This is a genomic window from Microbacterium sp. Leaf351 (genome assembly GCF_001423825.1).
Taxonomy (GTDB): domain Bacteria; phylum Actinomycetota; class Actinomycetes; order Actinomycetales; family Microbacteriaceae; genus Microbacterium; species Microbacterium ginsengisoli.
This window is the reverse complement of record NZ_LMPK01000035.1, coordinates 20,467-20,924: the sequence shown is the minus strand read 5'-3', so window position 1 is coordinate 20,924 and position 458 is coordinate 20,467. Positions and strand designations below refer to the sequence as shown.

General features: G+C 67.2%; 1 protein-coding gene. It reads right to left on the bottom strand.

The window, feature by feature from the left end; genetic code table 11:
- A partial coding sequence (locus tag ASG00_RS18210) for an MFS transporter (RefSeq protein ID WP_268772149.1) occupies positions 1 to 439 on the bottom strand: 439 nt, incomplete at its 3' end.
- Positions 440 to 458: the final 19 nt, after the last annotated feature.

Genomic DNA, 458 nt, shown 5'->3' with positions numbered 1-458 from the left:
CCGCGCCGCCCCACTCGGCGCCGAAGGCGAGGCCCTGAACGATGCGGATGAGGGTGAGCAGGAGCGGGGCCAGCAGACCCACCTGCTGATAGACGGGCAGGATGCCGATGGCCACCGTGGCGACACCCATGATCATGAGGGCGCCCACGAGCACGGGCTTGCGGCCGTACTTGTCACCCAGGTACCCGCCGATGATGCCGCCCAGCGGGCGCATCGCGAAGCCGATGCCGAAGGTGAGGAAGCCGAGGAGCACCCCGACCACCGGGTCCTCGCCGGGGAAGAACAGCGGCCCGAAGTACAGCGCGGCCGCGGTGCCGTAGGCGAGGAAGTCGTAGTTCTCGATGGTGGTTCCGACGGTGGAACCGATGGCGGTCTTGAGCTTGTCCGGTGACCCGTACTTCGCCTGAGAGGCGACGGGTCGGTCGGTCGTGACGGTCATTGTGACGATCTCCTTTGAT